Origin of the sequence: Streptomyces phaeochromogenes, assembly GCF_001418655.1 — a bacterium.
Lineage (GTDB): Bacteria > Actinomycetota > Actinomycetes > Streptomycetales > Streptomycetaceae > Streptomyces > Streptomyces phaeochromogenes.
This window is the reverse complement of record NZ_LIQZ01000094.1, coordinates 1-26015: the sequence shown is the minus strand read 5'-3', so window position 1 is coordinate 26015 and position 26015 is coordinate 1. Positions and strand designations below refer to the sequence as shown.

Below are 26015 nucleotides of genomic sequence, written 5' to 3'. Positions count from 1 at the left end.
CTGTCGCTCCACCGTCGAGCTTGCTAAACGGAACAATGTTCCGTATCGTTCCGGAACGAGGTTCCGTTTGCTCATGATGCCAGAGCAGGGGCCCGACAACCAAGCCATGCAGTGACACCACGCTTCACCCGCAATGGAGGATCACGGTCATGCAGTACCGCACCTTGGGCCGCACCGGTGTGCAGGTCAGCTCCCTCGCGCTCGGCGCGATGAACTTCGGCAGGATCGGGCGCACCACGCAGGACGAGGCCACCGCAGTCGTCGATGCCGCCCTCGAAGGCGGGATCAATGTCATCGACACCGCCGACGCGTACAGCGGCGGCGAGTCCGAGGAGATGGTCGGCAAGGCCATCGCCGGCCGCCGCGACGACATCGTGCTGGCCACGAAGGCGACCCTGCCCATGGGCGACGAGCGCAACCATCGGGGCAGCTCGCGCCGCTGGCTGGTCACCTCGCTGGACAACAGCCTGCGCCGCCTCGGTGTCGATCACGTCGATCTCTACCAGATCCACCGGTGGGACCCGACCACCGGCGACGAGGAGACGCTGTCGGCCCTCACCGACCTCCAACGCGCGGGAAAGATCCGGTACTTCGGCTCCTCGACCTTCCCGGCGTACCGCATCGTGCAGGCACAGTGGGCCGCCCGCGAGCACCACCTGAGCCGCTACGTCACCGAACAGCCCAGCTACTCGATCCTGCAGCGCGGCATCGAGACCCACGTCCTGCCCGTGACCGAGGAGTACGGGCTCGGCGTGCTGGCCTGGAGCCCGCTGGCCTCGGGCTGGCTGTCGGGTGCGATCCGCGAGGGCCGGGACATCACCACCAGCCGCTCGGCGTTCATGCCGCAGCGCTTCGACACCGCGATCCCCTCCAACCGGGCGAGGCTCGACGCCGTCGAGCAGCTGGCCGAAGTCGCCGACGAGGCCGGCCTGACCATGATCCAGCTCGCGCTCGGATTCGTGACCGCGCACCCGGCCGTGACCAGTGCGCTGATCGGTCCCCGCACGCTGGACCATCTGCACTCGCAGCTCGCCGCGGCCGACACCGTGCTCACGGCCGACGTACTGGATGCCATCGACACCATCGTCGCCCCCGGCACCGACCTGGCCGCACACGAGAAGAACGACACTCCGCCCGCCCTGCTCGACCCGGCACTACGACGCCGCTGACGGCCGGACCCGCGACAGCGCGACCAGGTCCACGTCTACGTCCGCATCCACGTCTGCGTCTGCGTCCCAGCCGGTACTCGTTCCGGCTCCCCGATACGCCCGGTGGCGCAGTGGCCATTGCTCTCGTCGCCCGACGTCCGGCGGCTCATCCGCGCTCGCGGAGGTACGCCTCCAGCTCGGCGGCCCCGGTCAGCATCGCGCGCCCGCGGGCCGATACCCGGCCTCGCCAGTCGGACAGCGCGGCCTCCAGCGGCTCCAGCCCGCCGGCCGACCGTACCTGGGCGATCAGCGGAGCGATCTGCTCCAACAGGTAGCCGCCCCGCCGGAGTTGGTGGGCCAGCCGGGCATCCCGTACGTCGGACTCGTCGTAGACGCGGTACCCGGTCATCGGGTCTCGGCGCGGACGCATCAGCCCGGCGCGCTCCCATTTGCGCAGGGTCGCGGGCCGGATCCCGAGCTCTTCCGCCAGCGGCCCGATGAACCTGTCGGCGAGCCCGGAACTCGCGTCGGGCCCAGAAGCCACATCGGGCTCCGGCGCCGCGGTGGGCTCCAGGTCGCGGAGGGCGCTCTCCACGGCTTGGAGGGTCCGCCGGTCGTCGAGGAGTTGGGCGTGGCTGTCATCGATGAGACGGAACGCCTCATCGACCTCGCCCTGGTTCACGGCCCGCATGATCGATGTCGCCGTCTGATGGCCGTGGCCGGGCACGAGGGCGAGAAACGCGCGCAGGGCCCGCGCGTGCAGAGAGGTATAGGTCCGGTATCCGGCGGGTGTGCGGTCAGCTGCCGGCAGGATGCCGGCCTCCTCGTAGTTCCTGACCGCCTGCGTGGACAGACCGTGCCCGCGCGCCAGATCAACCGGCCTGAGCCGCTCACCGTTTTGAAGGTTTCGCCCCATGACCCTGCCGATATCGCGAAAAAGTTTCAACCGATGGTTCAACGATACCGTTTAAGGCATGGCTACTGACATCAAGGACGCCGTCCATGCCGTCCACGCTTTCGACGCTGCCGCCGTCATGAGGCTGCTTCCGGCCCGCCCTCGCCTGCTCGCGCTGGGGGAGCCCACCCACGGCGAGGACACCCTGCTCGACCTGCGCAACGAACTCTTCCAACAGCTCGTCGAGCAGGAGGGCTACAGGACGATCGCGATCGAGAGCGACTGCATGATGGGCCTGGTCGTGGACGACTACGTCACCTCGGGCACGGGCACTCTCGACGAGGTCATGGAGCACGGATTCAGCCACGGCTGGGGCGCGTCCGCGGCCAACCGCGAGCTCGTACGCTGGATGCGCACCCACAACGAGGGCCGGCCCGCGTCCGAGCGGCTCCGCTTCGCGGGTTTCGACGGCCCGCTGGAGATCACGGCCGCCGCGAGCCCCCGGCAGGCACTCACCGGACTCCACGACTACCTCTCGACCTGGGTGGACGCGGACCTGTTGCCCTGCACCGCGGAAACACTCGACCACCTGCTCGGCGCCGACGACCGGTGGACCGATCCCGCCGCGATGCTGGACCCGTCCCAGTCCGTGGGTCAGTCGGCCGAGGCCGGTCGGCTCCGGCTGCTCGCCGACGACCTGGTGGCACTGCTGGATGCACAGACGCCGCACCTGATCTCGACGACCTCGCGGGACGACCTGGACCGGGCGCGCCTGTACGGACGCACCGCGACCGGCCTCCTGCGCTACCACCACTCGATGGCCGACACCTCACCGGCCCGCATGACACGGCTGTGCGCGCTGCGGGACCTGATGATGTCCCACAACCTCCTGGCCGTCGCCGCCCGGGGACCGGCACTCGTCCATGCCGGAAACTCCCACCTCCAGCGGGAGAAGAGCTCCATGCAGATGTGGCAGGGACGGGTGGAGTGGTGGAGCGCCGGTGCCCTGGTGAGCGCCCGACTCGGCAAGGAGTACGCCTTCGTGGCCACGGCCCTCGGCACGATCCGCCACCAGGGAGTGGGCACCCCACCGCCGAACACCCTCGAAGGCCTCCTCTACGAACTCCCGGACGACCGCTACGTCATCAACGCCCCGCGACTGACCACCGCCCTCGGCAACACCGTCCCCGCACCCCGCGTCTCCCCCTGGTTCGGCTACGCCCCTTTCGACCCGGCCCACCTGGCGAACAGCGACGGGATCGTGTTCGTCAGGGATGTCCCGCGGAGCTGAACAGGCAACGTGGGAGTTCCGGCAGGCCGGCCTTCCGGCTCCAGTGCGTTGTCAGTGCCTCCTGGCATGCTCTGCAGCCATGAACACACAGCGGTTCTGGCAGCTCATCGAGGCAGCCCGCAACCAGACACCCGACCCGAACGACGCGGAAGAGGTTGCCCGCCGCACAACCTCGCTGCTGGCCACGCACCCGGCCGAGGAGATCGTCGCCGCTCAGCAGGTGTTGTGGAACCTGATGGCCGACTCCTACACGAATCCTCTGTGGGCCGCTGCCTACGCGGTCAACGGCGGATGCTCCGACGACGGCTTCGACTACTTCCGTGGCTGGTTGATCGCGCAGGGACGCGAGGTCTTCGAGCGCATAGGGGCTGACCCCGATGCCCTCGCAGACATGCCCGCCGTGCGAGCTGCAGCGGCCGACGGAATCGATCTCAATTGTGAGGAGACGCTGACCATCGCCTGGAACGCACACATCACGGCGACCGGCAAGCGACTCCCTGACGACGCGTTCACCATCCGATACCCGAACCTGGACCTGGACCTGGCTTGGGACTTCAACTTCGATGACCAAGACGAAATGTCTCGCCGACTGCCACGCTTGGCAGCTCTGCACCTTGAGTAAGTGGAAACCCGCAGTACCGACGCCAGGTCGAGCAGCGGAGGAAATCCGCTCATGGCCCGGCGGCGATACCCCTCCCGTCTAAAGGGAGAACCGCTCCTTGCCGAGCAGCGGGCGTACGCGGGTGTGGAAGCCCGCCGTGCGGAACGGCGTTTGGAGCAGGCCCGGGTGCAGGTGTTGGGCGATGGCCGCGGTGATCATGCCCTGGTCGAGGGCGAGGACGAAGTCGCTTACGCGACCGGTGGTGACGTCGACGGAGTCGCGGAAGCCGTAGCGGTCGTCGTAGGCGCCGAAGGCTCGGTCGAGGGCGCGGAGGTTGGTGAGGGCCTCGGCCGGGGCCTGGGGCAGGGCGAGGAAGGAGGCGTGCGGGGTGACGACGCCCAGGGAGTTGTAGCCCTCCTCCTGCATGCCTATCCCGTCGACCCCGTACTCGCGGTAGCCGCCGGCGGGGATGGAGGCCGGGGAGAAGCCCCAGTAGCCGTAGTCCTCCTCGATCAGGCCGTGTTCGATCTGGCTGCGGACGTAGCGACGGTGGGTGGTGCCCCAGGAGCGTGGGGACCACTCCGGTTCGGGCACGAACAGCGGGACCATCAACGCCTCGAACATGGAGCCACCCCAGGTGGGAACGAGCTTCCGGCCCCGGTAGGTGTAGTGGCCCTCCCAGACGCGTACGCCGTCGATCTCGACGTACTCGCCCTGCGGTTCCTGTTCCTGGCCCGCTCCCGGAAGCAGGGTGCGCATCAGGTGCCAGTAGTGCTCGGTGGGCAGTGAGCCGTCGGCGATGCCGAGGTAACTGGCCATGCGGGGCTCGGTGTTGAGGGCGCCGTAGTGGTGGCCGGTGGGTTCGCCCTTGCCCGGCTTGTCCGGCCAGAAGCCGCCACGCAGTTGTCCGGGGCCGGCGACCGGGTCGGCCGGGTCGTAGGGAGTGTAGTAGTACGACCAGTCGGCGTCGGCGAGGAGGGCGGCGACGCGGGGGCGCAGGGCGGGGTCCGTGTGCGCGGCGATGCGCAGGCCGGTCACCAGCCACGCGTTGTCGACGCTGGACAGGAACGGACGCACGGGGTCGCCGGTCTCCGGCCAGGTCGTCAGCAGTGAACCGTCGTGCGCGTCATACCAGTTGAACCAGAAGCCGTGGGCTCGCTCCAAGCGTTCCACGGCGGCGACCGTGCGAGCCAGCCGACGGCGCATGGTGGCGGCGGAAATGACGCCGAGTCCGGCGGCTGCGACGGTGGACCACAGACCGCAGCCGATGTTGGTCGGTGAGGTCTGCGCGGACGGCACCGGCGTACCGCTCCCGCTGACGTCGATCTTGTCGGCGGCCAGGCCGAGTTCGGTCGTCATGGCCTCCATGGAGCGGTGGGTCGCGACGAACCAGTCGCGCAACAGCCGGCGTTCCGCGTCGGTCCGTACGGCTGGGGCGACGTTCGCCGCGGTGGCGGTAGTTGCTGTGGCGGTGGTTGCCGTGAGGGACGTGGCGCAGGTGGCCGCGGCAGTGGTTGCGGCGGCGGTGAGGAAGCTACGACGGTTCATGCGGCTCTGACTCCTGTGCTGTGGGAAGGCAGGCAGGCGGAAGGGTGCGTGTCCGTGGTGCGCGGTTGGTGCGGTAGTGCCGGATTGTGGTGCGGAGGGGCGGGTCCGTACGCGTGCGAGGGGGGACGGGAGCCGGCCGGTGTCAGGTGCCGGCCGGCTCCCGGGTCTTGAGGGGTGTCAGGACTCGGTGCGCGGCAGGGCGCGGTCGCGGCCCAGGCTGCCGAGCCACACGGCGGACGGCTTCGCGGTGCGCTCGAAGGTGGTCGGGTCCACGGCGATCAGTCCGAAGGTCGGCTTGAAGGAGCCCCATTCGTAGTTGTCCAGGGCGCTCCACGCAAGGTAGCCCTGGACGTTCAGGCCGTCCTCGATGGCGGCGGCGACCGCGCCGAGGGCGCCGGTGTAGTAGTCGACGCGACGGCTGTCGTCCGCGGTGGCGATGCCGTTCTCGGTGACGATCAGTGGTGTGTCGTCGCCGATGACCTCGGCGGTGTGGCGCAGGGCGTGGCCGACAGCGGTCGGGTAGTACTCCCACTGCGTCAGGGTGCGTTCGACGTCGTCGGGGGCCGGGACGGGACCCTCGGAGGCGATCTTGGTGCGGGTGTAGGACTGCACGCCGATCCAGTCGTCGCCACGGGCGGCCTCGATGAAGACGTCCTCGCGGGGGTGACGGTAGTCGGCGGTGACCTGCTCGGCGCCGGGCAGGGCCTGATAGACCTGGTTCGCGATGGTCCAGCCCACCTCGACGTCGGGGTGCTGGGCACGGATGGTCTTGACGGCCGTCTGGTGCGCGGCGATCACCGCGCGGGTGGTCTCCTCGTCGGGGGTGGGCAGGCCCGCGGGCGGGAAGCCCTTGTCTCCGGCCTTCGCGGCTCCCGCCATGACGGCGATCATGTTCGGCTCGTTGATGGTGCACACATGCCGTACACCGTCGGCGATGACGGGCGCGCACTCCTCGACGTAACGGGCGAAGAGGTCGACGGCGCCGTCGGTGGTCCAGCCGCCGAAGTCCTCGAACCACTGCGGAACGGTGAAGTGGTGCAGGGTCACCATGGGACGCAGCCCGCGGGCGAGAGCTCCTTCGACCATACGGCGGTAGTGGGCGATCTCCGCGCGGGAGAAGGTGCCGCGGACCGGCTCGATGCGTGCCCACTCGATGCTGAACCGGTAGTCGGTGAAGCCCAGTTCGGCGAGCAGGTCCATGTCCTGCTCCCAGCGGTGGTAGCTGTCACAGGCGTCCAGGCTGGGTTCGGCGATCCCGGCGGCGGGGTCGTGCTCCTTGCGCCACCAGTCGCTGTTGACGTTGTTTCCCTCGATCTGGTGGGCGGCGGTGGAGGCGCCCCACAGGAAGCCGTCGGGGAAGCGGGTGGTGGTGTGCGTCATCGTCCGTTTCTGTCTTTCTGGTGTGGGGGTGGTGGCACGGCGACCGGCCCGGGGGTCGCGGCGAGGCGACCGGCGGGTGCGGGAGGCCGGGAGGAGCAGGTGCAGGAAGGCCGAGGGAAGAGGCGCCGGGCGGGGGTTACTTCAGGCCTGCGGTGGCGATGCCCTGCGTGAAGTGCCGTTGCAGGACGATGAAGACGGCCAGGACCGGGAGTACGACGAGGAGTGAGCCGGCCATGAGCATGCCGTTGCCGCCGCCGACCGTGCGGTTGGGATCGTTGGCGAAGGTCGCCAACGCCACCGGCAGGGTGTACTTGTCCGGGTCGTTGGTGGCGATCAGGGGCCAGATGAAGTTGTTCCAGGAGCCGAGGAAGGTGAAGATCGTCAGGGTTGCGAGAGCGGGTTTGACCAGCGGCATCACGATCCGCCAGAAGATGTACCACTCCCCCGCCCCGTCGAGGCGGGCCGCCTCCAGCAGCTCGTCGGGCACGGAGAGCATGAACTGACGCATCAGGAACACCCCGAACGCACCGGCCGCGAAAGGCAGTACGAGACCGGCGTACGTGTCGATCAGGCCGAGGCCGTTCATCAGCACGTACAGCGGCAGGATCATGAGGTTGCCGGGCACCATCAGGGCGGCGAGCACGATCGCGAAGACCTTGGAACGCCCGGTGAAGTCGAGCTTGGCCAGCGCGTAGCCGAGCATGGAGCAGAACAGCAGGTTGCTGACGGTCACCAGGACGGCCACGATCAGCGAGTTGAGGAAGTACTGCGGCATGTCGAGCTGGTCGAGCAGGGCCGTGAAGTTGTCCAGCGTCCACCGGGAGGGGATCCACACGGGCGGGCTCGCCGTGAGGTCCTGCTTCGTCTTGAACGCGGACAGCGCCATCCACAGGAACGGGGCGGCCATCACCAGCAGCGCGACCGAGGCGATCGTGTAGAGCAGCGGGGTGCGCATCCGTCCGGTGCGGCGGGGGGTCCGGGCCTTGGTGGCCGTGTCGGCGGTCATCGGGTGTTGTCCTTCAGCAGTCGGAGCTGGAGCACCGTGATGCCCATGATCACGACGAACAGGACGTACGCCATGGCGCTGGCGTAGCCCATGTGGAAGAAGTTGAAGCCCTCGCGGTACATGTCGAGCGACACGGTCAGCGTGGAGTCGGAGGGACCGCCCTGGGTCATCACGAAGGGCTCCTCGAAGACGTTGAGGTAACCGATGGTGGTGATGACCGTGGCGTACAGCAGGGTGGGCCGCAGCAGCGGGACGGTGATGCGGCGCAGTTCCTGCCAGGCGCCGGCACCGTCGAGGCGGGCCGCCTCGCGGACATCGACCGGGATCGCCTGGAGGCCGGCGATGCACAGCACCATGACGGTGCCGAGATTCCGCCATACGGCCATGGTGATCAGGGACGGCATGGCCCAGGTCTCCGAGCCGAGGAAGTCCGGTGCCGTCAGGCCGACTTCGGAGGCGAGGGAGGCGATCAGTCCGTCGGAGGGGTCGAGCACGAAGCGCCAGACGACGGCCACGGCGACGATGGTCGTGACGACCGGCGCGTAGAAACCGACCCGGAACAACGTACGGGCTCTGTCGATGCCGTTGTTCAGCAGGATCGCCGCCAGCAGTCCGAGGACGATGGTCGCGGGGACGCCGACGACCACGAAGTAGGCGGTGTTGAACAGGGCCTTGAGGAACTTGTCGTCCTGGAAGAGCTGTGTGTAGTTGTCCAGGCCGACGAACTCCGCCTCCAGCGGGCGGGTGACGTTGCGGGCGCCGAAGTCGGTGAAGCTCATCAGGAGCGTGGCGACGATCGGAAAGAGCATGAAGACGCCGAACAGCACCAGGAACGGCGTGGAGAACAGCCATCCGGTCAGGTTGTGCTTGCTGAGTGATCGGCGGCCTCGGCGAGCGCGACCGGATTTCCCGCCGCTGTCGGGACTCTTGTCGACGGCCGCCTGGGGGACGGCGGGTCCTGTGGTGAGGGACATGAGGGGACGCTCTCCTACTGCCTTCTACTGCACGAGGCCTTCGATCTCGGACTGGGCCTTGTCCAGCGCGGCCTTCGCGGAGGACTTGCCCTGGGTGACCGACTCGATGGCCGTGTCCACCTTGGAGGTGATCTCGGTCAGCTTGGGCTGGGAGGGGGTGGTGCGGGCGGTGTCCATCTGCTTCCGCCACACCTGCATGGTGGGGTCGGTGGCGAGTTCGCCGGTCTTCCAGGCGGCCGTGTTGGCGGGCAGGTCGTTGGTGCGCTCGAACCAGTCGGACTGGCCCTTGGCTCCGGTCAGGTAGGAGACGAGCTCCTTGGCCGCGGCCTTGTGGTCGCTGTCGGCGGAGACGGCCAGACTGGATCCACCGGCCATGGACACGGACCCCTCGTCGGCGGGAACTGGGGCGATGGCCCACTTGCCCTTGATGTCGGGGTAGTTCTCGTCGAGGAGGTTGGTGAACCAGGGGCCGCCGAAGAACATGGGCACGGCACCGGAGTTGAAGTCCTTGGTGACGTCGTATCCGGGGCGTACGGACTTCTCGCTGAGGCCCTTGTCGAAGTAGCTGCCGTAGTTCTCCAGCGCCTTGACGGCCGCGTCGGAGTTCACGACGGCCTTGCCGTTGTCGTCGATGATGGCGCCGCCGGCGGAGTACAGGAACTGGTAGAAGCTCTGTACGGTGTCGAGCCCGCCCGGCTGGATGGACAGGCCCCACTTGGTGTCGGCCTTCTTCTGGTAGGCCTCGGCGGCACTCTGGAGCTCGGCCATGGTGGCCGGGGCCTTCTTGATGCCTGCCTTGGTGGCGAGGTCGGTGCGGTAGAAGAGCACGCGGGTGTCGACGTACCAGGGGACGCCGTAGGTCTTGCCGTCGTAGGAGCCCTGCTGCCAGGCGGCGGGGAAGAAGTCACCCTCGCGGAAGGTCTTCGTGTCGACCGGCTCCAGGACACCCATGTCGGCGAACTCGCCCAGGTAGCTCCCGCCCATCTGCATCACGTCGGGCAGCTTCCCGGCGGCGGCAGCGGCGACCAGCTTCTGATGGGCCACGTCCCAGCCGATCGGGGTGATCTTGACCGTGATGTTGGAGTGCGACTTCTCGTACTCCTTGGCGACGTCGCCGAGCTTCTCCCCCTCCGTGCCCATCGCCCACACGGTCAGGGTCTGCTTGGCGTCTGCTGCCACGCCCGCGCCACCCGAACCGCCACATGCGGTGAGGGTGAGCGCAGACGCCAGGGTGAGTGCGATCGACCCGGTTGCGACGGCGCGGTTCATGGGCGGCTCCTCCTTGAGCAGTGATGTATGCGCTGCCTGTAAGCGCATACATCACTCTGTTGCAGCGATTCCGGGCCTGGCAAGAGGGGCCTTGGTCACACTCCCGTAACGAGAGGGACATCCGACGGGCGGCCCGCACTGCCCGGGGACACGGCGCCGACCGCGAAGGGACTGTGCGAGAGCAACGTAAAACGGATCAGTGTGTGGGGAAAGCATCTGTGATCCAGGGCTCTCGCCACGAGATGGTTGCGTGAACTCTCGGAGGCTCGCCGCAGGCTCGGTGGCAGGTGCGGGCTTTGCTGGCGCTACCGTCCGAGGGAGTCGTTCGCCCACCACGGCTTCGTGACCGGAGACGGCTACGGCGGGCGCGGCGAGATCGGCGCCGACGCGCTGCGTCTCGGTGAGAGCTTCTGTGCCGGGATCGGGCGGTGGGGGCGCCCTGGGGAGGACTGGGGAGGACTGGTTCTCGGAGATCGGACCGGCTCACCGGCTGACCGTGCCGAGGGGCGGGAACCGCTCGCTGCGGAGTGGCGCCGAGGGAGTTTCCGCTGAGGCAGCAGTCGGCCCATCGGCAGTGGATCCCCAGCCCCAGGGCCGCCGCCTTCCCCCTCCGCGCGGAAGGGCCGAGTTCGGCCGGGCGCGGTGAGCGTGAGTCGGTGCCCGGGAGTCAGCCGGCCGGTCGCTCGCAGGCAGGTGGGCGGCGACCGACCATGAGGGAGGCGGCGATCAGCCGGTCATCGTCGAAGGGGTCGCCGTCGAAGGAGTCGTCGCCTCGTCGCAGCCGCAGCTCGCCCGGCGGACGACGCCGACCGGCAGCATCAGCGAGACCGGCTCCTCGGGCGGCTGTCCGCTCAACCGTCGTACCAGCAGGTCGACGGCCTCCTCCCCCATGCGCACCATCGGCTGGCGCACGGTGGTCAGGGCAGGGCGCACCAGGCGGCTCAACGGAATGCCGTCGAAGCCCGTCACCACTACGTCGTCGGGCACGCGTACGCCACGGCGTTCGAGCGCCTGGAGGGCGCCCACCGCCATCTGGTCGTTGGCGAACACGAACGCCTCGGGCCGGTCGCCGTCTCCCTCGCACAGCAGGTGAGCGGCGCGGGCGCCTTCGGCCTGGGTCATCATCGGCATGCGCAGTGCCGGCGCGGCGGCGGCCTCGATCCCGGCCTCGTGGCAGGCCCGGCGGAATCCGCGGAAACGCGCCTCGACGTCCGGGGACTCGTCGACGAGCCCCACGTAGGCGAGGTGGCGCAGCCCGTGGTCGTGGACCAGGTGGCGGGTCAGCTCGTACTGGCCGTCCTCGTTGGCGACCTCGACGTGGTCGAGATGGTCGAGCGAGGGGTCCTTCGCGCGGGGACCGGCCAGCATCACCACCGGCCGACGCCGGGAGATCGCTTCGAGCTCCTCGGTCGGCACCGTGCGGGCCATCACCGCGAAGCCGTCCACGCGGCCGGCCACCTGGGCCACGAGGTTCTCCGGGCCGCCTTCGAGGGAGGCGGCGATCAGCAGGGCGTATCCGTGGCGGCGGGCCGCGCGCTCCATGCCCCGGATGATCTGGTCCGAGTAGAGCATCGCGGCATCGTCGTCCTCGGCATCGAGCGTGTCCGGGTCGGAATAGTCCGGGAAGCACAGGCCGAGGACGCCGGTCGAACGGCTGGCGAGACCGCGGGCGTTGCCGCTCGGCACGTATCCCAGCTCTCCCGCCGCGGCCAGCACCCGTTCACGGGTGGCGGCGCGTACGGAGTCGGGGCTGCGGTACACCCTGGACACCGTGGCGATGGACACACCGGAGCGTTCGGCCACGTCGTACACCGTGGGGATCGCGTTCACGATGCGATGCCGTTCATGGGTAGGGCCCCCGTCTCTCTGATGCATGCATGTAGATGAAAGCGCATTCACCCTAGGGCGGGCGGATCTGTGAGGCAACCGGGGCTCGAAGCCGATGGCGTCGCGGCCCACCCTCAGCGCACTACGCGCCGCCCACCCTCTTCCAGTACCTGGTGAGCCTGTTTGGGGCAGGTCGTGGGTACGCGGACCGCCCGGCTTTCCCCCGGAACGGGTTCCGCGGCCAGCGGGTGCCAAGGCCGCTGAGCCGGTCGCGCTTCCGGAGGTGACGGGGCACGCTGGAAGCAGCCGCTCGTGATGCACGGGGCCGCCCGGTGCGGGGACGAGGCGGCATGAGGTGCGCGGTAACAGGAGCAGGGGACGAGGTGACCACACATGTGCGACGCGGGCGTGCCGTCGTTGCTGAAGGCTTCTCGCAGCCCCCTCGGCCCTCGTAACCCTCGCGGTCCTCGCGGTCGTCGTGATCCTCGCCGTCGTCACACTCTCGCACCGGAGCGGAGCGCGGGACATGCCCCGCCTTTCGGACCCGTCTGACTCCTCCGAGCCCTCCGAGCCCTCTGAGTCGTCCGGCTCAACGGGGCCTCCGGACTCTTCGCGGGCGCCTGAAGAGTCCGGGGTGCCCGAAGATTCGGAGGCGCCGGACTCTCGGAGCTCCGCTCACCCCGGCCGACCCGGCACGGGCAGAGGCACAGGCAGAGACAGAGACAGGAACAGGAGCGCGGACCAAACCAGGACCTGGACGCATCTCCACAACCGCAGGCACCGGTCGGCCGAACTGGGGCGCCTCCTCCATGAGAGGGGCACGCACATATGGCAGCGCGGCAAGGAAGTCGAGCTGATGCACCGGGCCATGGGCTTCGCGGCGCTCGGACTGGTGACGCTCGCGCCGCTGCTGATCGTGGTCGCGGCGGCCCTTCCGATCCAGGAGCGCGGCTTCGCCCTGTGGATCGTGGACGGAATGGGGCTGTCCGGACGCCCCGCCGATGCCGTACAGGATCTCTTCGCAGCACCCGGCAAGGTCCTGAGCACGACCAGCGTCCTGAGCGTGGTGCTGCTCGCGCTCTTCGGCGTCACGTTCGCGGGCAGCGTCCAGACCGGTTACGAAAAGGTGTGGGACCTGCCGGCCGGGCGCTGGCACACCGTATGGCGACGCGTGGTGTGGCTCGTCGCTCTGACGGCCTACCTGTTCGCCGAAGCGCAGAGCGTGGCCGTCCTGGGGTCGGGAACCCTGCGCTCATGGGGCCGGATCGGCCTGTCCTCGCTGCTCGGCGTGCTCTTCTTCTGGTGGGCACCGCGTTTCCTGCTGGGCGGCCGTGTCCCCTGGCGCGCCCTCCTTCCGGGCGCCATCGCCACGCTGGCCGGCCTGGTCGGCCTGCGCCTGTTCTCGTCCCTCGTCTTCTCCCCGCTCATCGTGAGCAACGCGGTCTCGTACGGCTCGGTAGGCACCGTCCTGATCGTGACGTCCTGGCTCATCGGCGTCGGCTTCGTCGTCTTCGGCGGCGCCCTCGTCGGTCGCTACTGGTACGTCCACGAACCGCACCACGTTCCACACCCCCATCCCCGTACCCATCCCCACCCGCGCTCCCGCTCCCGCTCCCGTTCCCGGAAACGCTGAGCTTCTCAAGTTCTCAAGTTCGCAGGTTCTCAAGCTCCTATGCGCTCGTCGGACCGGACGGGGCAGCACACCCGCCTCGCACCTGCCCGACGTCTTCGAGGGGAAGTCGGCGGACAAACCGTTGGACCACCGACCCCGACCACCGACCACCTATCCAGCAGCCGTCGCCGCGTCGGCAACCCCGCGGGCAGTTGGTTCCGTGGCAGCAGACGGCGTGCGGTAGGCGCGAAGAGGGTCGTTGGTCGCGGCCACGGCGGCGATCGCCAGGATGGCGGACAGGCCGCCGGCGACGAGGGAGAAGGAGGCGGAGGTGGCCGACGCCAGCAGGCCGCCGCGGAAGTTGCCGAGTTCGGGGCCCGCGACACCGATGACGTGTTCCACGGAGGAAACCCGCCCCCGGTACGCATCCGGGGTCTCCAACTGGACCAGGGCACTGCGGGTGACCACGGACACGGTGTCGGCGGCGCCTGCCACGGCCAGGCAGCCGAGCGCCAGCCACAGTGGCGCGGCCAGGCCGAAGCCGGCCAACGCCACGCCCCAGACGCCGGCCGCGGTCAGCTGGACCAGGCCGCCACGGCGCCAGCGCGTCACCGTCCCGGAGAGCAGGCCTGCTGTGATCCCCCCGACCGCGACGGCCGAGAGGAACAGGCCGAGGGTCTGCGGATTGCCTTCGAAGCGGACTTCGTTGACCAGCGGGAAGAGTGCGATGGGCATGGCGAGCAACGTCGCGGACAGGTCGGTGGCCATCGAGCCCCACAGCGTCGGACGGCGCAGGATGATCCCCCAGCCACCGCGTTCCGGCCGGCGCCTGTCGCCCGCCACGTCGACGCCCTCGGGTTTCATGGCCGGGAGGCGGATCACCGCGAGCATCGAGACCGCGACGGTCACGGCTTGTGCGGCATACGCGGCAGGGAAGCCCCAGCGGGCGATGATCAGCCCGGCGAGCGCGGGCCCGGCCAGCATCGCGGCCTGGAAGGAGACGTTTGTCAGCGAGAGACCGGCCGCGACCTGGTCGGAGGGGAGCAGCCGGACCGGGAACGTACGCCGGGCAGGGGCGCCGAGCGCGCCGCACGCGGTCCCCATGGCGACCAGGGCGAGCAGCAGCGGCACGCTTCGGTTGTCCGCCAGAGCCTGGGCCAACAGCCCTGCGGCAGCGAGCAGTTGGCCCACGGCGGTGACCCGCACCACCGCACGGCGGTCGACGGAGTCGGCCAACGTTCCGCCGAGCAGCCCGAACAGCACCATCGGCAGACCGGTCGCGAGCCCGATGGCGCCGGTGCCCACCGGGCTGCCGGTCAGGTCCCACACCTGGGCCAGCACCGCCACGGTGGCTATCTGTCCTCCGAGTTGGGCGGCCGAGGAGCCGATCCACAGGTCGCGGAACGGTCGGCTGCTGCGCAGCGGTCGGGTGTCGAGGAACCGGACTTGCCGACTCATCCCTGTGGCTCGACGAGGTGGTGGAGGATCCGCTGCCGCATGGACCGGTGCTCCAGCGCCCGCCGCAGCTCCTCGACGACAGTGGTCAATGCGTACGGGACCTCTGCGTCCAACTCGGCGACCGTCGCGTGGGTGGCGCGCCACTCGGCCTCCAGGAACGGCACCAGCGACCGGCCGCGCTCGGTCAGGTCGATCCGCCGGGTGCGGGCGTCGGGCCCCGGCTCGGAGGTGACCAGATCCTCCTTGCGCATCGCGGCGATGGTCTGGCTGATCGCGGAGTGCGAGCGGTCCAGGGACTCCGCGAGCTCGCGGATGGTCAGTGGCCCGGTATGGGCAAGCCGGATCAGTGGATAGGCGAACCGCGGCCGTACCCCCTCGATGCCACGCTCGACGTAGACCTGCTCGATCTCGGCGTCCATGGCGGCCAGCAGCTTGTGCAGCGCCTGCCAGGGATCGGGCCGTGCAGTGGGATCAGAATTTGTCACAGCGCTAATATAACAGCGCTAATGTAATGGCGCGGCGATAGTGCCGGGCAGCCCTCACCTGCACCCAGTGCGTTGGAGCGGCCACAGGGCTTGGCACTGTGGGGCGACAGCGTCCCGGCCCCCGAACTCCTCGGCCGTGCGCACTACTTCGGCCATCTCGGCGCACTGTCCGCCGTCATGGCGGCCCGGTTCCGGCTCCCGATCCAGGTCCAGTCCGTCGGCTCAGGAGGGGCCGTCAACCTCATCGGGCGCACCCGTTCCAGTTGCGGCAGCGACCCCTGACCAGACGGGTTCCGGCGTATACGCTCCCTTTCTGCGGCCGTACGAATCGCACAGGCGAACAGGGGGAGTTCGAGGTGCAGGCGCTGCGCGAAACGGATCCTCGGTGGATCGGCCCGTACGCGATTCTGGGCAGACTCGGCGCGGGCGGCATGGGCGAGGTCTACCTCGCCGAAGCGCCCGCCGGCCGGCAGCTGGCCGTCAAACTGGTGCGGGCCGAGCATGCCGAGGACCGGACCTTCCGGGCCCGTTTCCGTCAGGAGGTGCGGGCGGCGCGGACCGTGGGCGGGCCCGGGACGTACATCGCCCGCGTCGTCGACGCGGACACCGAGGCCGAACTGCCCTGGATGGCCTCGGAGTTCATCGACGGCCCGAATCTGCGCGACGCCGTCCTGGACCACGGCCGGCTGCCCGAGCAAGCTGTGCGGTCACTGGCCGCCGCCCTCAGCGAGGCACTCATCGCGATCCACGGCCAGGGCATGGTCCACCGGGACCTCAAGCCGTCCAACATCCTGCTGGCACAGGACGGGCCGCGGGTCATCGACTTCGGCATCGTGCGGGCGCTGGAGGCGACCGCGCTGACCCGCACCGGAACCGTCGTCGGCTCGGTCGGGTACGTCTCGCCCGAGCAGATCCGCAACAACGGCCACGTAGGGCCGCCGAGCGACGTCTTCTCACTCGGCACGGTCCTCGCGTACGCGGCAGCCGGGCGTGAGCCCTACGGCGAGGGCCAGGACGCGGTGATCCTGATGCGCATCATGAACCGGGACTTCGACCTGTCCACGGTCCCTGAAGACATACGAGGGCTCGTCGAGCCCTGCCTGCGGGAGGAACCTGAGGAACGGCCCACCCCGGGCGAGGTGATGTCGGCGGTGGCCCACACGCCCGAGTCGCTGCGGGTGAGCTGGCACCCGGGGTGGTACACGGCCGCCGCGGTCGGGCCCGAATCCTCCGAAGGCGTCGAGCGATGGCTTCCCGAGCGGGACTCCGGGGAGCAGGAGAGCCGGGTCGAGTACCTGGCTCCGCTGACGGTCACCGGCGCGCCGGCCGTCGCGCCTTCGGCACCACCGTCCCGTCGACGGCTGCTTCAGGGGCTCGCGGCCGGGACTCTGACAGCCGCCGGCGTCGGCACCGGAGCGTGGCTGTGGCTGCGGGATCGGGGCGGCGGCGGAGAGGACACCGGCGGCGGCACCAAGCCGTCGGCACGTCCCTCGGCCACGCCGCAACCCGCGGTCGTGGACTGGGCCTACGGCAGCGCCAGGCTCAGCGAGAACGCCGGGCCCAGTGTGGCGCTGTCGCCCGACGGCGACACCCTGTACTTCGGGGGCGTGGACGGCAAGCTGCACGCCGTGTCTCCGGACGGCAGGGAGCTGTGGAAGACGGATCTGGGCGAACCACCGCTGTACGGAGGCACGGTCGGGGCGGCCGTGACCACCGACGACGGCGCCTACTGCCTGTACGGCAACGGACAGAAGCTGTGCGCGGTGGATGTCGGTGGCCGCGTGCGCTGGGAGCACGTGTTCGCCGGGGACCAATACGACACGATTCCAGTGCTGGCCGGCGAACTGGTGCTGGTGACCACCGGCGTGTTCGCCAAGAAGCACATGGTTCGCGCATACCGGTCCGACGGGAGTCCGGCCTGGCGCGCCTCCCTGCCCGACCCGGCGGACGAGCCACCGGTCGTGGCGGAGAACGTCATCTACGTGACCGTCTCCTCCGAGAAGCTGATCACCCTCAACGCGGAGAAGGGAACACGACTGTCGGGGTTCCAGACGGCATCCTCCGACAGGCGGCCCGCCGAGTTCAACGGGACCGCCGTCGTCCCGCCCCACGGCGCCGGTTCCAAAGGCCTGGTCGTCCACACGTCGTACGGCAAGCTCGTGGCCGTCGACTTCGACGACGGGTCCGAGGCATGGACGATGGACGGCCAAAGCGGCGCGACCGGCAGCGATCCCACCGTCCACGAGGACCTCATCTACGCGTTCCTCGGCGAAAAACTGTTCGTCGTGGACCGCGACGGCGCCCCGCAGCGGGTGCTGACCTTCCCCAAGACGCCGGTCCTGACGGACTACCGGCCCGTGGTCGACAACCGGCACGTGTACGTGGCCACCGACAAGGGCATCGCCGCGGTCAACCTGCCGGTGTAGACCCAAGGGCTCGACAGTGCCTCAAGTACCGTCGGCCCTCGCCGAGTTGCAGGTCGCTCTTGACCGCCGGGCTCCGGGACTCCGTGCCGTCGGGATGTCTGCCGCGGTCTACCTGTCCCGGTATGGGGCCAGGAACGCGGTCAGCGCGGTCAGCATCGCTTCTGGGGCTTCCTCGGCGGGGTAGTCGCCGCACTCAGGGAGGACGAGGCTCTCCACGTCGTCGGCGCCAAGCTTCATGGTCTCGCCGACCGATGTACCCATGTTCTCCGCGCCCCCGATCGCGAGGACCGGGAGGGACAGCCGTCGGGTCCGACGTTTCTGGTTCTGAGCGATGGTCGTATCGAGTGCGCGGTAGAACTCGAAGCCGGATCGCAGGGCTTCCGGGTCGGCAGCGAGGGTGTCGACGTAGTGCTGGACGGCGTTGTCGGGCAGCGGCTTGGCGGATTTCGTGGCGAACTGGAGACCGAAGTAGAGCTGTTCCCGTCCGCTGACCAATTGCTCGTTGACGTCGGTGAGGGGGTTGAAGGCAAAGTGCCAGAGGTGGTCGTTTGCCTCCTGACCGCCGAAGAGAGGCGGTGAAGGAGACAGCCCCGGGATCGCGGCCTCGGCGACGACCAGTCGGTCGAGCCGGTCAGGGTGGTCCGCGGCCAGGGCGTAGCCGGTCCACATTCCGACGTCGTGACCGACCAGGGCGAAGCGCTGATGCCTGAGCGAGTCCATCAGCGCCACATGTCGCGTGCGAGTGTGCCGGTGTCGTACCCGCCGAGGGGCTTGTCGGACAGCCCGACACCGCGCGGATCGACCGCGACGACCTGGAAGTCCTGAGCCAAGGACGGCATCAGGAGACGCCAGGCGTACCAGTCTGGGGCCAGCCGGCCAGCAGGAGCAGCGGAGGCCCTTCCCCGCCGGTGACGGCGTGCAGGCGCAGGTCACCGGTGTCGACGTAGGCGGCTGGTGAAGGTTTCGGTGAATCGAGCCGGGAGGTTCGGCACTTGAGAGACGGAACCGGGGCCTTCGGGCGTGGGCAAGTGGGTGGGCAGCAGACTCATGACCATCCTTTGTCGTAGGACGTGCAGGACTTGCAGGACGTGCGGGACTTGACGGGGTTTCGTGGAGCGGGCAAGAAAGGCACGAAGCCGCTGAGGGCGGTGGTCGCTCAGGCAAGGACGGCAAGTGGGGCGGCTCGGCACCCAGAGCGCATACAGCGGAATCGGCAGCGTCCCACCCAGCACGACCAGGGTGCACTCCGCGGCTACGAGCCAAAATCCAGCGGGCGCCCGGCACCCGCCGACGGGCGGAACCGCCTGTACGCGGACGTCTGGCGTGTCGTCGATCATCGCGCGGCCTTTCGCGTGCGAGAACGCTCTCGGTTCAGCTACTGGCCTCGGCCGCGGCTCCTTCTACGGCGCGTTCGGCAACAAGGACGCCCTGTTCGGCCAGTGCCTCGACCGCTATGCGTCGATCTACGGCGCGCAGTACGAGCAGGCGCTCGCGGCACACCCGGGTGATCCGGTGCGCGCCGTGGAGGCGTTCTTCGACGTGGTCCTGGGCCGTATCGCCGACCCGTCGGTCCCCTCGGGATGCCTCATCGCCCAGTCCGCCACGCAGTCACAGACGCTCAAGGAGGAGAACAGCCTTCAGGTGCGTGGCCTGCTCGACGTACAGCGCCAACGAGTACGCGCGGCACTGGCGGACTCATCGGCCGACGCCCGTACCCTCGACGAGCTCGCCACGTTCGTCGTCGCCGTCAACCAGTCGCTGGCCGTCCTGAGCCGTGCCGGCACCTCGGACGCCGAGCTGCGTTCCGTGGCACGACTCACCTGCACAACGGTGGCGGACACGCTCGCCCGAGCAGCATCCAAAGACGTCACCCAAAAATGACGTGCACCGGCCCCGCCGGGACTCATGTCAGTTGTTTTGGGCCCGAGTTGGCGATCACTCGGCCATCACCTGCCATTGTGAATGGCCCCGTCCTGGCGCCGCGAGGTGATGTGGGGCACGGTCCCCCCAGGACGGGGGTCGCTGACGACGAAGTGGGAGAAGCGTGTGATCGTCTGGGTGAACGGTGCGTTCGGCAGCGGGAAGAGCACGCTGGTGGACGAACTGCGTCCACGTTGGCCCGAGGCGCTGGTCTATGACCCGGAGATGGTCGGGTATGTGCTGCGCGAGATCATCGAGGTGCCGACCGGCGATTTCCAGGATCTGCGACTGTGGCGCCGGCAGGTCTCGGAACTGGCCGTGGGCCTGGTCCAGGAGTACCGACGCCCCGTCCTGGTCCCCATGACACTCGTCAATCCCGGGTATGTCGGCGAGATCTTCGGCGCGCTCAAGGACGCGGGCATCGTCGCCCACCACTTCTTCCTCAACGTCTCGCCGGAAGTCCTGGTGAAGCGGATCGACGGACGGAGCTTCACCCCCGACGATCCCGCCAAGGATGAACAGGTCAGGCAGTGGTGCAAGGACAGGATCGGGCCGTGCACGGCCGCGGTCGACACCTTGCCCGGCGACACCGTGTTCCTGGACGGCGAACTGCCCCCGCAGGAGCTGGCCGACAACGTGCTCGCCCATGTCAGTGTCGGCCGGACCGGGTAATCCCCCGCAAGTGGGCCAGAGCAAGCAAAGCCTGACGCCCGCCGGCAGGCGTCGCCACCGTGTACCGATCTCCTGCCGCCGGGCTGTCAGCTCAGTGCTCCCTGCCCCCGCACCCCACCTGCCCGGATGGGCGACCGCTCCTACGCCCGGATGTCTATGGGGCCGGCGCATGCTTCAGGCCCGGCGGACTTCCCCACGCACCCGTAGAGGTCCAGAGAGGTCCCTTCGGTGAGGTTGCCGGTGTTCCACCCGGTGTAGTAGGGGTAGGCGTGTCCGTATGTCGAGACCGTGCGCTCGGTGGCGTTGTTGCTGGGCCATATGGTCGCCCCCTTGATGCCGTACCCGTCGGCCGCGCCGTCGTACGCCCGCAGCGCGTCTCCGGGGGTGCCGAAGCTGTCCGGGTCCGCGTTCCAGTTCACGTATCCGGCGTAGTCGCCGTTGAGGTAGAGGTATATGGTCGCCGACTTGTTGCCGTCGTAGTGGCTCACTGTGTAGGTGACGTTGAACGCCGCGCTGGCGGTGCCTGCGCCGACGCTGAGGGAGACGCCGACCATCACGGCGGTCGCAGCGAGCAGGATGGCGATCCGGTTCCTCATATTGACCATCAGAAGCCCTTCCGCAGCAGCAGTGATCGAATCAGAACGAGGGTGTCAGGCCGCTTTCCATATGTCGTTGGCTATCCGTCCACAGTTCCTTGGCAATGCGTCTCATGCCCTGCCACGACGAGGAATGCGGGCTTCACGCACTTCGCGATAGGCGCGGCTGCGGCACTGCTGGTTGCGGCCCATAGGCATGTAGGAAGCCCGTTCCGGCCGGGCTCGGAACCATCAACTCAGTTCCAGAGCAAAGGCGTTGCGGACTCCACCGTTATCGCCCGGAGCCGCTGGGCCGAGGCGCTCGTAACAGTCGTAGTTGCGCTGAGCGATGATCTTTCCGTCTCGGAATTCGAGGAACGCCGCGATGTGGGCGCGCAGTATCTGACCTGCGGTCAGATCGCCGAGGGACACGGCCAATGTGCCGGACCATGTGACTTCCAGGGCGACCTGGGCACCGAAGGCGACCGTGTTGATCACCTCGAAGTGCTGGTCGGCGAGCAACTTTCGCCCCTGCTGTGCGGCGGCGATCAGGTCCGGCAGAGGGCGGACGGTGCCGTCAGGAAACAGGGCGTTGGGCAGCTGCGTATGGACCGCGTCCGGGTGGAAGAAGGCGGCGAGTTCCTCGCCTACGGCGAAGCGGGCCACCGCCTGGTGATAGCGGACCGCGGTGCGGACGTTGGGGTGCTCGTTGAGCTCCGACATATCAACAACCATAGTTACACAACCAAGGTTGTCAAATGGCAGAGTGGCTCCATGCAACAGCCACTCGACCCACGCGAACTCGACACCGGCACCCTCGCCCTGTTCGTGGGTTTCGCCGCCACGTCCGCCGTCCAGGCGGAACTCGCCGCCAACGGCTTCCCCGACCTGCGGATGTCCCACGGCTACGTCTTCCAGCACCTCCTCCACGCCCGCCCCACCATCGGCGACCTCGCCGAGAAGCTCGACATGACCCAGCAGGGCGCCTCCAAAGCAGTCGCCGAACTCGAGCGCCTCGGCTACGCCGAACGCCTCCCGGACCCCCGCGACGCCCGCATCCGCCGGGTCACGCTCACCGCCCGCGGCCACGAAGCCGTCGCAGCGGCCCGTCACGCCCGGGCAGCACAGGAAGAACGCCTCCGGCAGCGCTTCGGCACCACGGCCCTCGACGCCGCCCGCACGCTGCTGGCCGAACTCCTCGACGATCTCGGAGGCACGGCGGCCGTCCAGCGCCGCGAGGTCAGGCCGCCGTGGTAGGCGGGACCGAGGAGCGATGCCGCTCAACAGACCGCCGCCCAGCGTCTGTTGGGCCGAAGCACGATTCCGCGGCTCCAACTGGCACGACGGCACAATGCGGGATCCTCACGCGAACTGTGCACAACCATTCGGATGCCCCGCGTGTCACACCAGGCAGGAGCAAACGCCTGCAAGAAGCACAAGGGGGAAATATGAGATTCAACCGTTCCGTCCTGGCCGGTGCCGCTTTGGCGGCCCTGTCCATGGGTGCCACCACCGCGTTGGCGGCGCCCGCCTCCGCCGCGCCCAACACCACACCGCAGAAGGTCTGCGGAAGCAGCTACAAGACCGTGAACTCGGCGCCCGTCGGCTCGTTGGGCACCGTCTACCTGACGTACAACTCGTCGAACGGCGAGAACTGCGTCGCGACCATCCGCAACAACCCCGGCACCGCGGTGGACATGTCCACCTGGATCTACGTCCCCGACACCGACGAAGGCGCGGAGGACTACGGGCGGTACACCTCGTACGCGGGCCCGGCCTACGTGTACGGCAAGGCCCACTGCGTCGACTGGGGCGGCCACATCAACAACGTGTACGTGCAGGTGACCGACTCCAACTGCCAGGCGCTCAAGGAGCACCGGACCACCGTCACCCGCTGACCCGCTCCTCCTCCCGGACACCACCTTCCCGTACCGCCGACTTCCGCCACCTGACCATGCGGAGGCCGACGGTCATCGCGACGGCGCCATGACCAGCCCATCGCGCGGGAACCCGTAGTGGTTCGGCCCGCCCTGGCAGACTCACGGAGTTCTGCCAGGGCGGGGGTGTGTCCGGGCCCTCCAACTCGCAGAAACGCGAGCACGAGCAGTACGCGGCCACCGGTCAACCACTCCCACCCTGCTGATCGACCAGCTCATTGGCGAACCCGATACCGGATATGGGTCGCCTCCGGTGTGTCGATCACCTGGATGATCTCCAGCTCGATCTGTGACGGCAGGACGTCGAACAGTCGATGGCCGCCTCCGAGCAGTACCGGGATCTGGTGGATCTGCAGCTCGTCCAGTACCCCGGCTGCGAGCGCCTGTTGGGCCGTGTAGGCGCCGTGCACGAGGACGTTCCGGTCACCGGCTGCGGCCTTTGCCTGTGCCATCGCGCTTTCGATGCCGTCGGCCACGTACGTCACCAGCGGATAGCCCCAGCGGGCGGCCGGGCCGGGCGGGCGGTGGCTGGGCACGAAGATCGGGACGCCGTGGTGATCGCCGCCCCAGTGGTCCATGAGCTCGGCGGTCCGCCGGCCTGCGAGGACGGCGCCGGTCGCGATGATCTCGTCCGCGAATTGCCTCGCGGGCGCGGACAGTTGTCCTGGCTCCCCGTTCGGAGCGGACCAATGGTGCAGGCGCTCACCGTCTTCGCCGCCGAGGTAGTCGTTGGGGTCGGCGATGTATCCGTCGAGCGACATCGACATGTCGAGCACTGATGTGGGCACTTCGGCCTCCTGTGGTCTCGAATCGGACTGGGTTCAATGTGCTGCAGAGCCGGCGCGAAAGGGCGCAGACTCTCGGTCGGCGGCCGAGTCGCGGCCAGCAGGATCCGCCGCGGCACGGCGGGGCCTCGCCTCAGCGGCTGCCCGTACGTACCGCGCCCGCGCTCGCCGCGACCACCAGCGCGATCGCGGCGCACTGCGACGGCGACAGCCCTTGGTCCAGGACCAGGTAGCCGGCCATCGCGGCAAGGGCCGGCGCCAGACTGGTCAGCACCGCGAACGTCGCCGCGGGCAGCCGACGCAGGGCAAGCAGTTCCAAGGTGTAGGGCACCCCCGAGCTCATGATCGCGATCGCCAGGCCCAGAGCGAGCACCCCCGGTTCCAGTAGCGTCCCGCCCGAGGCCCCGATGCCCAGCGGCAGACTGACCAGAGCGGCGACGGCCATCGCGATCGCCAGAGCGTCCAGCCGTGGAAAGCGGGCGCCCGCGCGGGCGTTGAGCACGATGTAGGCCGCCCACATTCCCCCGGCACTCAGCGCGAAGGCCACGCCGACGACGTCGAGTTGGGCGAAGGCTCCCCGGCCGAGCAGGCAGACACCGGCCAGCGCCAGAGCGGCCCACAGCAGGCCGGCGACGCGGCGCGAGACGACGACCGACAGCAGCAACGGCCCGAGTACTTCAAGGGTGACCGCTGCCCCCAGCGGAATACGGTCGATCGCCTGGTAGAAGAGGACGTTCATGCAGCCGAGCGCCAGGCCGAACCCGCCGGCCACCGCCCAGTCGGCGCGCGAGTATCCGCGCAGGCCGGGCCGGGTGATGACGAGCAGCAGCACCGCGGCCAACGTCACCCGCAGCGCAACCACTCCGAGCGCCCCGACCCGGGGGAACAGCAGCGCGGCGAAGGCCGACCCGAACTGCACCGACACCGCCCCGGCGAGTACCAGTCCGACGCCGCCGAGGGTGCCGCGCCCCGCGGGGTGACGAACGAGAACCGGCGCGGCTGTCGTCGCGGTCGAGTGGTGTTCGGTGGATGTCATGCCCTGCACGCTATGGATCCGGACGCACCGCGTGAAATGCCGATTCCACCGCGGTTATGCTCCCGAGGCATGACCATCGAGTTGCGGCACCTGCGGGCCTTCCTCGCCATCGCCGAGGAGGGCAACGTCACCCGCGCCGCCACCCGTCTCCACCTGGGCCAACCCGCGCTCTCCCGCACTCTGCGCCAGCTGGAGGACCACCTGGGCGCGCGGCTCGTCGACCGCTCCACGCACCACCTGGAGTTGACCGCCGAAGGCCATGCCTTCCGCGACAAGGCCCTCGCTGCCCTCGCCGCCGTCGAGACCGCCCTCGACCCCAGGGGGTTGAGAAGCTGGCCGCTGCGCCTGGGGCACACCTGGGCGGCCCTCGGCGACCACACGGTCCCGTTGCTGCGCCGCTGGGACCAGACACGCCCCGGGATTCCGCTGGAGCTGCTCCGTATCGACGACCGTACGGCGGGTCTCACGCAGGGCAAGGTCGACGCGGCCCTGTTGCGCGGGGCGGTCACCACGGCCGGGCTCCGCACGGAGCCGCTGCTCTCGGAGGAGCGGGTGGTGGTCATGCCTGCGGGCAGCCCGCTGGCGGCCCTCCCCCGGATCACCCTGGCAGACCTCGCTGCCCATCCGATCGCCCTCAACACCGTTTCCGGCACGACGACGATGGACCTGTGGCCGCCGACGGCCCGGCCTGTCGCGACCATCGAGGTGACCAACACGGATGAATGGTTCATCGCCATTGCCGCGGGCCGCGCTCTGGGGGTCTCCACATCGGCCACCCCGAGCAACTACACGCACCCCTCGCTGGTCTACCGCCCACTCGCGGACGCGCCGACCGTTCCCGTCGTACTCGCCTGGCGCGAGGGGCCCGGACACCCGGCCATCCCTGACCTGCTGGCACTGGCGCGCCAGGTCCTCGCGGACGGAAGCGACTGAATCCGGAGTCAGCGGGGCCGACGGGTGTTGAGACGGGCTGCCTGGCGGGTGAGGTGGTCGCGTTCAGCGAGGTTGGGTGCCTTCTGGGCCGCCTCGGCATACAGGCGTGCCGCTGTCGTCAGGTCGCCGTCGCGTTCGTGGAGGTAGGCGGCCACCGCGGTGTGGCGGGGCAGTGAGTCGTCCAGTGCCGCGAGTGCGGCCAGGCCGGCCCGCGGCCCGTCGGCCTCGCCGACGGCG

At 69.2% G+C, this 26015-nt stretch carries 26 protein-coding genes and 1 pseudogene; 11 read left to right on the top strand and 16 right to left on the bottom strand.

The window, feature by feature from the left end:
- The first annotated feature begins 149 nt into the window (after positions 1–149).
- Positions 150–1169, top strand: coding sequence for an aldo/keto reductase (locus AOK17_RS13735; RefSeq protein WP_055612710.1), 1020 nt, complete (start codon positions 150–152; stop codon positions 1167–1169).
- A gap of 145 nt (positions 1170–1314) precedes the next feature.
- On the opposite strand, the gene AOK17_RS13730 is transcribed toward AOK17_RS13735, so the two are convergent.
- Positions 1315–2064 carry a TioE family transcriptional regulator gene (locus AOK17_RS13730; RefSeq protein ID WP_055612709.1) on the bottom strand — a complete coding sequence of 250 codons (750 nt, stop codon included), beginning with the start codon at positions 2062–2064 and terminating at the stop codon, positions 1315–1317.
- 58 nt (positions 2065–2122) lie between these two features.
- Between AOK17_RS13730 and AOK17_RS13725 the strand changes: the two genes are divergently transcribed.
- Both AOK17_RS13725 and AOK17_RS13720 read left to right on the top strand, forming a co-directional pair.
- Entirely contained in the window at positions 2123–3334 is a 1212-nt protein-coding gene (locus AOK17_RS13725) for an erythromycin esterase family protein (RefSeq protein WP_055612708.1), read from the top strand.
- A 79-nt stretch (positions 3335–3413) separates the two neighbouring features.
- On the top strand, positions 3414–3956 hold the full coding sequence (locus AOK17_RS13720; RefSeq protein ID WP_055612707.1) for a DUF4240 domain-containing protein: 543 nt from the start codon (positions 3414–3416) through the stop codon (positions 3954–3956).
- Between the two features lie 78 nt (positions 3957–4034).
- Here AOK17_RS13720 and AOK17_RS13715 read toward each other — a convergent pair whose 3' ends face one another.
- From AOK17_RS13715 to AOK17_RS13690, 6 genes are all read right to left on the bottom strand, one after another.
- Entirely contained in the window at positions 4035–5483 is a 1449-nt protein-coding gene (locus tag AOK17_RS13715) for a glucoamylase family protein (RefSeq protein ID WP_055612706.1), read from the bottom strand.
- A gap of 177 nt (positions 5484–5660) precedes the next feature.
- Complete coding sequence (locus AOK17_RS13710) at positions 5661–6863, bottom strand: glycoside hydrolase family 1 protein (protein WP_055612705.1); 1203 nt, start codon at positions 6861–6863, stop codon at positions 5661–5663.
- Positions 6864–6999: 136 nt separating this feature from the next.
- Positions 7000–7869, bottom strand: coding sequence for a carbohydrate ABC transporter permease (locus AOK17_RS13705; protein WP_055612704.1), 870 nt, complete (start codon positions 7867–7869; stop codon positions 7000–7002).
- Positions 7866–8843 (bottom strand): carbohydrate ABC transporter permease, encoded by a 978-nt coding sequence (locus AOK17_RS13700; protein WP_055612703.1) that lies wholly within the window; start codon positions 8841–8843, stop codon positions 7866–7868. The genes AOK17_RS13705 and AOK17_RS13700 overlap by 4 nt, the downstream gene beginning before the upstream one ends.
- A gap of 24 nt (positions 8844–8867) precedes the next feature.
- Positions 8868–10112 carry a sugar ABC transporter substrate-binding protein gene (locus AOK17_RS13695; RefSeq protein ID WP_055612702.1) on the bottom strand — a complete coding sequence of 415 codons (1245 nt, stop codon included), beginning with the start codon at positions 10110–10112 and terminating at the stop codon, positions 8868–8870.
- A 726-nt stretch (positions 10113–10838) separates the two neighbouring features.
- Entirely contained in the window at positions 10839–11942 is a 1104-nt protein-coding gene (locus AOK17_RS13690; protein WP_055612701.1) for a LacI family DNA-binding transcriptional regulator, read from the bottom strand.
- Positions 11943–12795: 853 nt separating this feature from the next.
- On the opposite strand from AOK17_RS13690, the gene AOK17_RS13685 reads away from it, so the two are divergent.
- Entirely contained in the window at positions 12796–13572 is a 777-nt protein-coding gene (locus tag AOK17_RS13685) for a YhjD/YihY/BrkB family envelope integrity protein (RefSeq protein ID WP_107102387.1), read from the top strand.
- A gap of 150 nt (positions 13573–13722) precedes the next feature.
- Here AOK17_RS13685 and AOK17_RS13680 read toward each other — a convergent pair whose 3' ends face one another.
- Both AOK17_RS13680 and AOK17_RS13675 read right to left on the bottom strand, forming a co-directional pair.
- Positions 13723–15009 (bottom strand): MFS transporter, encoded by a 1287-nt coding sequence (locus tag AOK17_RS13680; protein WP_055612700.1) that lies wholly within the window; start codon positions 15007–15009, stop codon positions 13723–13725.
- Entirely contained in the window at positions 15006–15494 is a 489-nt protein-coding gene (locus AOK17_RS13675) for a MarR family winged helix-turn-helix transcriptional regulator (RefSeq protein ID WP_055612699.1), read from the bottom strand. The genes AOK17_RS13680 and AOK17_RS13675 overlap by 4 nt, the downstream gene beginning before the upstream one ends.
- 90 nt (positions 15495–15584) lie before the next feature.
- Here AOK17_RS13675 and AOK17_RS13670 point away from each other — a divergent pair, with 90 nt between their 5' ends.
- Positions 15585–15776, top strand: coding sequence for a hypothetical protein (locus AOK17_RS13670; RefSeq protein ID WP_055612698.1), 192 nt, complete (start codon positions 15585–15587; stop codon positions 15774–15776).
- A 74-nt stretch (positions 15777–15850) separates the two neighbouring features.
- Positions 15851–17920 (top strand): protein kinase domain-containing protein, encoded by a 2070-nt coding sequence (locus AOK17_RS13665; protein ID WP_055612697.1) that lies wholly within the window; start codon positions 15851–15853, stop codon positions 17918–17920.
- Positions 17921–18028: 108 nt separating this feature from the next.
- Here AOK17_RS13665 and AOK17_RS13660 read toward each other — a convergent pair whose 3' ends face one another.
- Together AOK17_RS13660 and AOK17_RS53755 are read right to left on the bottom strand one after the other, a co-directional pair.
- Positions 18029–18640: an alpha/beta fold hydrolase gene (locus AOK17_RS13660; RefSeq protein ID WP_342671505.1), complete on the bottom strand. Its 612-nt coding sequence runs from the start codon at positions 18638–18640 to the stop codon at positions 18029–18031.
- Complete coding sequence (locus AOK17_RS53755) at positions 18640–18759, bottom strand: alpha/beta fold hydrolase (protein WP_342671504.1); 120 nt, start codon at positions 18757–18759, stop codon at positions 18640–18642. The genes AOK17_RS13660 and AOK17_RS53755 overlap by 1 nt, the downstream gene beginning before the upstream one ends.
- A 484-nt stretch (positions 18760–19243) precedes the next feature.
- Between AOK17_RS53755 and AOK17_RS13655 the strand changes: the two genes are divergently transcribed.
- Positions 19244–19801 (top strand): TetR/AcrR family transcriptional regulator, encoded by a 558-nt coding sequence (locus AOK17_RS13655; protein WP_055612696.1) that lies wholly within the window; start codon positions 19244–19246, stop codon positions 19799–19801.
- Positions 19802–19966: 165 nt separating this feature from the next.
- Positions 19967–20512 carry an AAA family ATPase gene (locus AOK17_RS13650; protein ID WP_055612751.1) on the top strand — a complete coding sequence of 182 codons (546 nt, stop codon included), beginning with the start codon at positions 19967–19969 and terminating at the stop codon, positions 20510–20512.
- A 140-nt stretch (positions 20513–20652) separates the two neighbouring features.
- Here the strand turns inward: AOK17_RS13650 and AOK17_RS13645 are convergent, their stop codons facing one another.
- On the bottom strand, positions 20653–21108 hold the full coding sequence (locus tag AOK17_RS13645) for a hypothetical protein (protein ID WP_157881321.1): 456 nt from the start codon (positions 21106–21108) through the stop codon (positions 20653–20655).
- A gap of 231 nt (positions 21109–21339) precedes the next feature.
- Positions 21340–21810 carry a nuclear transport factor 2 family protein gene (locus tag AOK17_RS13640; protein ID WP_245697141.1) on the bottom strand — a complete coding sequence of 157 codons (471 nt, stop codon included), beginning with the start codon at positions 21808–21810 and terminating at the stop codon, positions 21340–21342.
- A gap of 51 nt (positions 21811–21861) precedes the next feature.
- Between AOK17_RS13640 and AOK17_RS13635 the strand changes: the two genes are divergently transcribed.
- Complete coding sequence (locus tag AOK17_RS13635) at positions 21862–22344, top strand: MarR family winged helix-turn-helix transcriptional regulator (protein WP_055612693.1); 483 nt, start codon at positions 21862–21864, stop codon at positions 22342–22344.
- A gap of 191 nt (positions 22345–22535) precedes the next feature.
- A complete protein-coding gene (locus tag AOK17_RS13630; protein ID WP_055612692.1) occupies positions 22536–22985 on the top strand; it encodes a hypothetical protein in 450 nt (149 codons plus the stop codon).
- Positions 22986–23239: 254 nt separating this feature from the next.
- Here AOK17_RS13630 and AOK17_RS13625 read toward each other — a convergent pair whose 3' ends face one another.
- Positions 23240–23812, bottom strand: a complete 573-nt coding sequence (locus AOK17_RS13625) for a dihydrofolate reductase family protein (RefSeq protein WP_107102386.1) — start codon at positions 23810–23812, stop codon at positions 23240–23242.
- 130 nt (positions 23813–23942) lie between these two features.
- Complete coding sequence (locus AOK17_RS13620) at positions 23943–24845, bottom strand: EamA family transporter (protein ID WP_055612749.1); 903 nt, start codon at positions 24843–24845, stop codon at positions 23943–23945.
- 69 nt (positions 24846–24914) lie between these two features.
- On the opposite strand from AOK17_RS13620, the gene AOK17_RS13615 reads away from it, so the two are divergent.
- Positions 24915–25778: a LysR family transcriptional regulator gene (locus AOK17_RS13615; protein ID WP_107102385.1), complete on the top strand. Its 864-nt coding sequence runs from the start codon at positions 24915–24917 to the stop codon at positions 25776–25778.
- Between the two features lie 8 nt (positions 25779–25786).
- Here AOK17_RS13615 and AOK17_RS13610 read toward each other — a convergent pair.
- A pseudogene (locus AOK17_RS13610) lies at positions 25787–26015 on the bottom strand (RNA polymerase subunit sigma-24); the annotation flags it as partial.